The organism is Salipiger sp. (assembly GCF_059781815.1).
Genome location: NZ_JBYNAH010000374.1, coordinates 1 through 2,432 on the forward strand (window position 1 = coordinate 1; position 2,432 = coordinate 2,432).

The 2,432-nt window shown below is 70.7% G+C and carries 2 protein-coding genes; both read left to right on the forward strand.

The features are described 5' to 3' along the window. Positions 1-1,041, forward strand: a 1,041-nt coding sequence (locus AC6RA4_RS24845) for a mannose-1-phosphate guanylyltransferase/mannose-6-phosphate isomerase (protein WP_500164895.1), incomplete at its 5' end; no start/stop codon positions are given. Between the two features lie 42 nt (positions 1,042-1,083). Continuing rightward, a partial coding sequence (locus AC6RA4_RS24850) for a phosphomannomutase (RefSeq protein WP_500164897.1) occupies positions 1,084-2,432 on the forward strand: 1,349 nt, incomplete at its 3' end.

Consider the following 2,432-nt stretch of genomic DNA (forward strand, 5'->3'; position numbering starts at 1 on the left):
GGGCTGAAGGCGACCGAGGCCGGCAAGCTGGTGCTGTTCGGCATCCGCCCCGACCGGCCCGAGACCGGCTATGGCTATCTCGAGCTCGATGGCGCCGGCGAGGGCACCGTCCCGCTCAAGCGCTTCGTCGAGAAGCCCGACGCGGCCACCGCGGCCGAGATGCTCGAGAGCGGCAGTTATCTGTGGAACGCCGGCATCTTCCTGTTTCGGGTCAAGGACATCCTCGCGGCCTTCGATACCTATGCCAGCCAGCTCGTCGCCCCGGTGACCGCGGCGGTGACCGAGGCGGAGGTCGATCTCGGCTTCCTGCGGCTCGCGCCGGAGCCGTGGTCGCGGGCCGAGGACATCTCGATCGACTATGCGGTGATGGAAAAGGCCGAGGGGCTCGAGGTGGTGCCCTTCGATGCCGGCTGGTCGGATCTCGGCGGCTGGGATGCGATCTGGCGCGAGGCCGGGCCGGACGAGAGCGGCAACGTGACCCACGGCGCGGCCACGGCGATCGACTGCAGGGATTCGCTGCTGCGCTCGGACAGCGAGACCGTCGAGGTGGTCGGCATCGGGCTCGACGACATGATCGCGGTGGCGATGAACGATGCGGTGCTGGTGGCCCCCAAGGACCGGGCGCAGGACGTCAAGCTGGCGGTCAACGCGCTCAAGGCCAAGGGCGCCAAGCAGGCGCTCGAGTTCCCCAAGGACCGCCGTCCCTGGGGCTGGTTCGAGAGCCTCGTGGTCGGCTCGCGCTTCCAGGTGAAGCGCATCGTGGTGCATCCCGGCGCATCGCTGTCGCTGCAGAGCCATTTCCACCGTTCCGAGCACTGGATCGTGGTCGAAGGCACCGCCAAGGTGACCTGCGACGACACCGTCAAGCTGGTGACCGAGAACGAGTCGATCTACATTCCGCTGGGTGCGGTGCACCGGATGGAGAACCCCGGCAAGGTGCCGATGGTGCTGATCGAGGTGCAGACCGGCTCTTACGTCGGTGAAGACGACATCGTGCGCTACGAGGATGTCTATTCCCGCGGCCAGGGGGCGAAGGGCTGAGCCCCCTTCCGTCTCGGACAACTGACTGAGGGACCAAGGAAAATGGCACCGAAATTCGGCACCAGCGGCCTGCGCGGCCTGGTGACAGAGCTGACGCCCGGGCTGGTCGCGGATCACGTGCGGGCGTTCATCGCGGCCTGCGACATCGGCGAGGGCCTCTGCCTCGGGCGCGACCTGCGCCCGTCCTCCCCGCGCATCGCGGCGGATATCGCGGCGGCGGCGCGGGCCGAGGGCATCCGCGTCATCGATTGCGGCGCGCTGCCGACGCCGGCGCTGGCGCTGGCGGCGCAGGAGGCGGGCGCCGGAGCGATCATGGTCACCGGCAGCCACATCCCCGCCGATCGCAACGGGCTGAAGTTCTACTCCCGCACCGGCGAGATCACCAAGACCGACGAGGGCGCGATCAACGGCGCGCTCGGTCGGGCTGCAGGGGCCGGGGAGGGCGCTCTGGCGCAGGACGACGGCGCTGCGGCGCGTTTCGTCGCGCGCTACATCAGCGCCTGCGGGGCAGAGGCTCTGCGGGGCCGCAGGATCGGTCTCTACGCCCATTCGGCGGTGGGGCGCGACGATCTTGCGGCGATCCTGGAAGGGCTGGGCGCCGAGGTGGTGGCGTATGGCCGCTCCGAGACCTTCATCCCGGTCGACACCGAGGCCGTCGATCCCGACACCCGCGCGCAGATCGCTGCGTGGGTAAAGGGGGACGGGCTCGACGCGCTGGTCTCGACCGATGGCGACAGCGACCGGCCGCTGCTGGCGGATGAGACCGGCACCATCGTGCCCGGTGACGTCATGGGCCAGATCACCGCCGAGATGCTGGGCGCCGAGACGGTGGTGACGCCGATCTCGTCGAACTCGGGCGTGCAGAAGAAGGCCTTCGGCGCGGTGCGGCTGACGCGGATCGGCTCGCCCTTCGTGATCGCCGGCATGGAGGCGGCCGGCGGCAAGGTGGTGGGCTACGAGGCCAATGGCGGCTTCCTGCTGGGCTTCGAGGCGCAGGGCCCGGCGGGGGCGCTGGCGCCGCTGCCGACCCGCGACTGCATGCTGCCGCTGATCATGACGCTGATCGCGGCGGCGGGGGGCGCGGTCTCGGAGCGGGTGGCGCAGGAGCCGCCGGTGGTGACGATGGCGGATCGTCTGCAGGAGGTGCCGCAGGAGCGCTCGCAGCCCTTTGTCGCCAGCCTCGCCGACAACGCCGAAGCCCGCGCGGCGTTCCTGGCGCAGCTCGGCGGCACCGAGGCGGGCACCGACCTGACCGACGGCGTGCGGATGACGCTGGCCGATGGCCGCATCGTGCACGTCCGCCCCTCGGGCAACGCGCCGGAACTGCGGCTCTATGTCGAGGCCAGCGACCGGGCCGGCGCCGAGGCGCTGATGCAGACCGGCCTCACCGC